Genomic DNA, 6,352 nt, shown 5'->3' with positions numbered 1-6,352 from the left:
GATCGGGCGTGCGGTGCTTCGGGAGGTTGCGGCAAGCGGGAAACCCGAGGGAAAGATAGGAGGATCACCCTGCACAAGGATGCGACGACCACGCCGGCGATCCGCACGGCGATTCTGGCGGGCAAAGGGCAGCGATTACGAGTTGACCCGACTTCCCTGTGCGTCCTGACCAAGGGCGAATTCGCTCGGTGGGTCGGGAGTCATCTCACCCAGCATCTATTACTCCAGCCGGAGGCGGTCGAAGCGGCTGACGGAAGCAACGCCGGCGGTCGAAGGCTCCGGGAGAAAGGCCCGGAAAGCGGGAGAGCCGAACAAGCAGGCCCTCATGAACTCTCCAGCCCCCAATACCCAAGCGGTCACTTCATCTGTCCTCGCGGCGGTCGCTTCCCTTGCTTACGACAGCCGGAGGGTTTGGCATTGACCTGGACCCTAGGTTGGTATATGGAGCCAATCGCCAACTGTTCTTTAACGCGGGGACACCCTATGTCTTTAGCGCCGACGGAAGCCCCGCCCGGAATTTGCCTCCTGCTCCCCAGGTCGCTGGCTCTTTCCACTCCGGAGGGCGCTGCTTTCGTCCGATTGGCAGGGCGGCTTGTTTCCTCCGGCCGCGAGGTCACGCTTCTTCAAGCGGGGGCAGATCCGGCGCAAGCCGCTCTCTCCACATCCAGCGGTGCGGGGTCCTCCGCTCTTCGTCATGTGGCCCTGCAAGAGCCCAAGACCCCCTGGATCGAGGGCCACTGGAGTGCCGCCGCCCGCGAGTCCTACCTCGCCTTCCTCTGGCTGAGCGAGAGGGAGGAGAAATTTGCTCTCGTCCACTTCCCCGTGCGCTCCGGGATTGGGTATTTCGCTTCGGTCGCCAAGAGGCAAGGGCTGGCCTTTGCTCGGACCATGCTTGTGGCCGGAGGGGACCCAGGCGAGGAGGAACTCCAAGACCTCGCTGAGCTGGAGACGACCTTTCTGGAACGGGAAAGCGCCCTTCGGGCCGATGCGGTTTTTCCCGCTGCCGAGGACGGGCTTTTTGGCTGGCTGGAGTCTGCGCGCGAACCCGCAGAGGAGGCGTTGCCGGCGGAACCTCCTCCCCTGGTCAGCGTCTGCCTCGTCCATCACGATCGTCCACAGCTCCTGGCGCAGGCGCTCGATTCCCTGCGTGCCCAGGACTATCCTCATTTCGAGGTTGTCTTAGCCGATAGCGGGAGCGAACGGCCGGAATCATCCCTTTTCCTCGAAAACCTGGACGCCGAGTTCTCGCAAAGAGGCTGGCGGATCCTGCGGTTGGAGAACCGGGGACCCGGGGCCGCCCGAAACCTCGCTGCAAAGGCGGCGCGGGGGGAATTCCTGCTCTTCATGGATGACGACAATGTCGCCCGGCCGGAGGAGATCGCCTGCTTTGTGCGGGTAGCCCGAAAGACGGGCGCGGATATCGTTACCTGCGCCCAGGCCGTCTTCAAGGGTGACGAGCCGCCTCCGCTTGGGAGCCCTCCGGATCGTGTCTGCATCTTTCCCGGTCCCTTTCTGTCAGTTGGACTCTTTCGCAATTGTTTCGGCGACACCAACGCGCTGATTCGGCGCGAAGTCTTTGTGGCCGTGGGCGGTTTCAGCGAGGACGACGGTTTTTCCGAAGACTGGGAGCTCTTCATCCGGGCGGGGCTCGCGGGCTTCCGGATCGAAGCGATTCCGCGCCCGCTTTTTTACTATCGGGTACAGCCGCGGGGACGCTTCCGCATGTCCAGCCCGCAGGCTAACCGTCGTGCGGTTCGACGCCCGTTCGAGAAAGCACTCCTTCCTGGCCTGCGCGAGCTCGTCTCCTTGGTACAAGGACAGGCCCTGCGGATCGAGGCGCTGGAAGCCGAGGTGCGCAACCTCTCCGAGGCGCTCCGCACCCCTCCATCTCTTCCGATTCCGACAAAGCGGCCGGGAGCCTTGCGGGAGATCGAGCGTACGATGCGGAAGGCCCGCAAGGCGCTCCTTCGCCACGTGGCGGGTGGCGCAAAACCCGTTTCGCCACGCCCTTGACCTGGCTGTCGAGAGGCGGATAGGATGCGCCATCCATGGAACTCTAGAGAAAAGAAGAGACCGATCCTCGGGATCGTTATTTGGCCGCCGTCGTTTCGGGCCGTTCCTTTGCCGAAGTAGGCGGGCTTTGGGGAACGATCAACGAGAGGGTCTCGGTGGCGCATCGTCTCGGAGCGCGGTCCTGGACGATGATTGATGCGGCACCTGCGGCCGATTCGGTTTGGTCCGCTTTCGAGGAACGGAGGCGGGAGCTCGGGGTGCCGGCGGTCACCTGCGTGAGCTCCGACATCGTCCGGCTCGCTGAAACGCCCGATCCGCCGCTCTTCGATGTGGTCCTGCAGCGGAGTGCTCTACCATATCCCCAATCCGTTGCACCTCTTGCTCGCGCTCAAGCGGATCACAGGGGAGCACCTCGTCCTTACTTCCGTTGTCGCTCGGAGCCAATATCCCCATGTGGCCGGGCCGCTTCGCGTTCCGGAAGTGGCGTGTCTATTCCTCCCCGCCCTGGAGGGGACCGAAAAGGAGGCGGTTGCCGACTACTGGAAAGACCTGGTCGGGGATGGAGCGGTGGGGTTGACGCGGGAGAACCCCACCTGGCGAATCGAAGATTTTGGCCCCTGGTGGTGGCTGCCTCGGCCCGCGGCGCTCTGGGCGCTCTGCCGGACGGCGGGTTTCCATCTGCTCGAAGAGGGCGAGTTCTGGGGAGGAGACGCCGTTACGCTATTGCTTTCGACCCGACCCACGAAGAAGTGAGTCAGTCGAGCGGTTGCTTGGCGTCGAATGGCCTTGTTTGACCGCCTTCGCTGCTCCGATGTCTTACGGGGCGGAAACCGGGACCGCCGTGGCCGATGCGGACCCTGTTGCCGACATGGTCCGGCTCTGGATCTCGATGGGCGCCGGCTGGAGCAGCCGCTCGAGCGCTCGCAGGTTTTCCGCATACATCGCAAAGCTGCGATCGTTAATCCACGCGTTGGGGCGAAGCTTCCGGTGATCTCCCTGGAGCCACTCCTGGTAGATCGCCTGGAGGTAGGGAACGGCTTCCTCCCAAAGCGGCTCGGCCCAAAGGGCTCCTTTGCGATAAACCCGGAAATCCCGAGCAATGGGGACCACGCGATAGCCGACCAGCCGCGTATTCTCAGCGGTACAGTAGTCCATGTTCCCGCCGTAAGCGGTGGCCACGACGGGTTTCCCGAGAGAGAGCATTTCGGCGATCGGCAACCCGAAGCCCTCGCTGGAATGGAGCGAAACCAGGGCCGTGGAGGCGTGGAGCAGGCCAAGCATCCTGGCTCTCGGGATCCGAAGGCGGCAGAACCGCACGTCGGGCCGCCGTGCCGCTTCGGAGCGGAGTCGCTCGAAGTAGTCGGCGTCTCCCTCGACATCGGTAAGTTTCAGAAGAAGCAGCCGGTCTTCCGCCGGTTTCGGAAAGGCCTGTACGTAAGCCCGGAGGGCCAAAAGAGGATTCTTGCGCTCCGGGTCCGAAAGGAAGTCGGCGGCGGTCAGGAAGACGCATTTGCCCGCAAGGCCAAGTTCCTCGGCAATCGATAGGTCCGCATCCCGGGCCATCGACTCCAGGTCGAGGTTGTGCCAGGCAACGCGCGTGGTCTTGCCGGTCGCTTGGCCGAAGACCTTCGCATTGAACTCCGACGGGCACCAGATTTCCTCAACGTGCGCCGAAGCCTCCCGGGCTCCCGGCGGAGCTTCGAGAAGCTCCCACGCCCAAAAGGCGACGCGGGGCTTGGGCCAATGGAGAATCTCCGGATGCTGTTTGAGAAGATCGGGCAGGAGATACCACTGCGCATGGAGGAGGTCGATGTGCGCCCGGCGGGTGGGAAGGCTGAATCGGATGGAGGAAGCGCCTTCGCCGCTCCAGTCGCCGGCCTGTACGCAGATCGCGCGATGGGGATAGCCGAGCCGCTGCAACGCCCGGACCGTACCGCGGGCGGCCTCGGCCAGGCCGATGGGCTTCAGAAAGTAACCGTAGACATGGATCAGCGGCTTTTCATCGATGCTGATCTGTGGTGGCGGCTCCTTCTTTCGGTTCTTTTCCAGGAGCCGGTTGCGCAGCGTCCGCGCGAGGCGAAAGTAGGCCTGGCGGCGGGCAAGGCCCCGCCTGCGCCGCAGCCACCGCTCCAGCCCCCGCCGCAGATGCTTTTCCCACCCACACTCTCGGGTCCACCAGCCGTGCGAGGGGAAAAGAGAGCCGAAGCCCGCGTCGCGGCACCCCACGCTCTCGAACCAGCTCGCCAAGTCCTGAAGGAAGAAGCCCGATTCGCACGGAAAGGTCTGCCGGAGCCCCGGGATCGAGTCCAAAGCCCGGCCCAGAAAGGTTGGCAGCCAGGGGTAGGCCCGGTCCGGCAGTAACAGGAACTCCCCGATGGCCTCTTCGATCGGGCCGCCTTGCCATCCTGCCCGAGCTACCGCTTGAAATGCCGGCTCCTGGCGCAGCCAGTCACGAAGAAAGCCTGGGATGGCATGACCGTCCGCCAGCCCGAGGCGGGCACCGGCTTGGCTCCACTGCTCGATCCCTTCGGATCGCAAAGAGAGGACATAATCCTGGAGGAGCGCTGAGACGGCGGGAGGGAGCCCTAGGGCCCGGAATCGGGTGTCCCATCCGGAGAGGACCTCCGGCTTCCGCCAGTCGAAGGCGCTGAAGTGGAAGAAGCGGACGGGCAGCCCTCCCGCGCATCGGGGAGCTTCCCCTTCGACCCAGGAAAGCCCACGATGCGGAAGGTTCCAATAGGCGAGGTTATATCCGGGATGACGGAGCACCATGCTATCCGAAACGAAGCAGGGAGCGTAGTTGAGCCAAGCCTGATCGTGGCAGCTCGAGGGGAGGCAATCGAGGGCGAGAGTCCGCTCCCACCAGTCGAGAAAGGAGCGCGTTTCGGGCGTATTCCGCATGGCGAGAAAGCCCCCGTTAAAGCTGCCGGAATGGCGGATGATCGCATCGGTCGGCAGAAGACCGTCCGGGGGCAAAGGGTGAGTCAGGTGAGGGGTGAGCAGGAGGGCGTGTTGGGAAAGGGCCTCGCGGACCTCAAGAAGCTCTGAATAGACCTTGATATCGGCATCGAGGTAAAGGACCACATCGAAGCCATCGGCGAAGAGCCGCCGGAAGCCGTAGGGCTTGAGCGAGTTGACCGCCTCAAAGATCTCGTACCAGGCAAATCGGCTGGGCAAGTCGGGGAGGTTCAGGTCCTGGAGCGATCTTTGGATCGCAAGCCCGCCGGAGAAGGCAGGGGGCCCGTCATCTCGATTGATGACGAAGACGTGCCGCTCCCAGGAAGGGTCATGGCGGGCAAGGCTGGTCAGCAGAACTCGCGCGTGGGCGATTCGGTCGGGAGTGGCTAAGGTAAAGACGGCATGCCGCTTCCTCGTCTCCCGCATCGGGGAAGACTCCCCGCCTCGGATCGCTTCCATCGAAAAACAAAAGTCTTTTCTCCGTATCCGAGCGGCCGCCGCAGCGCAAGAGAAAAGCCGATCGAAACAGAACCCTCTTCGGGCTATCGTTCCGGCCCGCCCAAGCGGGGGAACAAGGCCCTGCGCGCCTCCCGGAGCTTCTGCTCCCATCGCCGGAGTCGAACGCCCAGGCGCCAGATCCGGGATCGGTGGATGCGGGAAAGCTCGTCTCGCGCCTTCCAAAGATCCCGCTCCTTCTGATTGAGGATGTTCTGAACGCGATCCCGTTGTTCCCGAGTGGCTTCCAGTTCCTGGCGAGTGGTCTCCAGTTCGTGGCGAGTCCCGCCTGCTTCCCGCCAGAAAGCCTCGGCTTGAGCAAACTTGCCCTGGGTCAGCAAGAGCGCTCCGGAAAGGGAGGGGAAGGCTTCCCGGTACGGGCGCAGGGCACGCAGCATTCCCGCCGCGAGACTCGTGCTTGCGTACATCCCATCCCGCGACCTTCGGTACCGGAACAGGGGATCGGGGATCGTTTCGAGCGGAAAGCCGGCGAGAACGGCGCGGGCGAAAAACTCCCAATCCTCGCAGGGGACAGAGCGATCCTCGCGGAAGCCTCCGGTGGCTTCCAAGGCATCCCGCCGAACGAAGGCGTTGGCGTCTCCGAAGAAATTATGGATGACTCCCGTAGAGATCGCAGGCCCCAAGGGGGCGAAGACATAGCTGCTTCCCTCATCCGCCCGAAACGGTTCCTTGCCCTCAAAATCCCTCTGGGCCGAGGTCAGGATCGCCGCGCCGGTCCGCAGCGCGACCCGGACGAAGGTCGAGATTTCGTGAGGCTCGGCGAGGTTGTCATCGTCCATGAAGAGAAAGAAGTCTCCTTTTGCCTCTCGCGCGGCCCGGTTTCGAGCGGCGCCCAGGTAGAGGTTGGGCTGGCGGATGATCCGCC

At 63.8% G+C, this 6,352-nt stretch carries 4 protein-coding genes; 2 read left to right on the top strand and 2 right to left on the bottom strand.

The features are described 5' to 3' along the window. Together MAMT_RS11055 and MAMT_RS11050 are read left to right on the top strand one after the other, a co-directional pair. Positions 1-2,013, top strand: a 2,013-nt coding sequence (locus tag MAMT_RS11055; protein ID WP_142661083.1) for a glycosyltransferase family 2 protein, incomplete at its 5' end; no start/stop codon positions are given. Positions 2,014-2,340: 327 nt separating this feature from the next. Further along, positions 2,341-2,766: a hypothetical protein gene (locus tag MAMT_RS11050; protein ID WP_142661082.1), complete on the top strand. Its 426-nt coding sequence runs from the start codon at positions 2,341-2,343 to the stop codon at positions 2,764-2,766. A 63-nt stretch (positions 2,767-2,829) separates the two neighbouring features. Here MAMT_RS11050 and MAMT_RS11045 read toward each other — a convergent pair whose 3' ends face one another. Both MAMT_RS11045 and MAMT_RS11040 read right to left on the bottom strand, forming a co-directional pair. Continuing rightward, positions 2,830-5,430, bottom strand: a complete 2,601-nt coding sequence (locus tag MAMT_RS11045) for a glycosyltransferase (RefSeq protein WP_142661081.1) — start codon at positions 5,428-5,430, stop codon at positions 2,830-2,832. Positions 5,431-5,513: 83 nt separating this feature from the next. Then, positions 5,514-6,352: glycosyltransferase (locus MAMT_RS11040; protein ID WP_142661080.1), on the bottom strand; the 839-nt coding region annotated here is incomplete at its 5' end.

It is taken from the genome of Methylacidimicrobium tartarophylax (assembly GCF_902143375.2).
Taxonomy (GTDB): domain Bacteria; phylum Verrucomicrobiota; class Verrucomicrobiia; order Methylacidiphilales; family Methylacidiphilaceae; genus Methylacidimicrobium; species Methylacidimicrobium tartarophylax.
The sequence above is the reverse complement of the archived record's forward strand: the minus strand, read 5'-3'. Positions and strand labels throughout refer to the sequence as shown.

What these genes read in the sequence shown, in the direction of transcription:
- MAMT_RS11045 (WP_142661081.1), bottom strand. Translation starts at nt 5,430, where the DNA reads ATGGAAGCGATCCGAGGCGGGGAGTCTTCCCCGATGCGGGAGACGAGG.
- MAMT_RS11050 (WP_142661082.1), top strand. Translation starts at nt 2,341, where the DNA reads ATGTGGTCCTGCAGCGGAGTGCTCTACCATATCCCCAATCCGTTGCAC.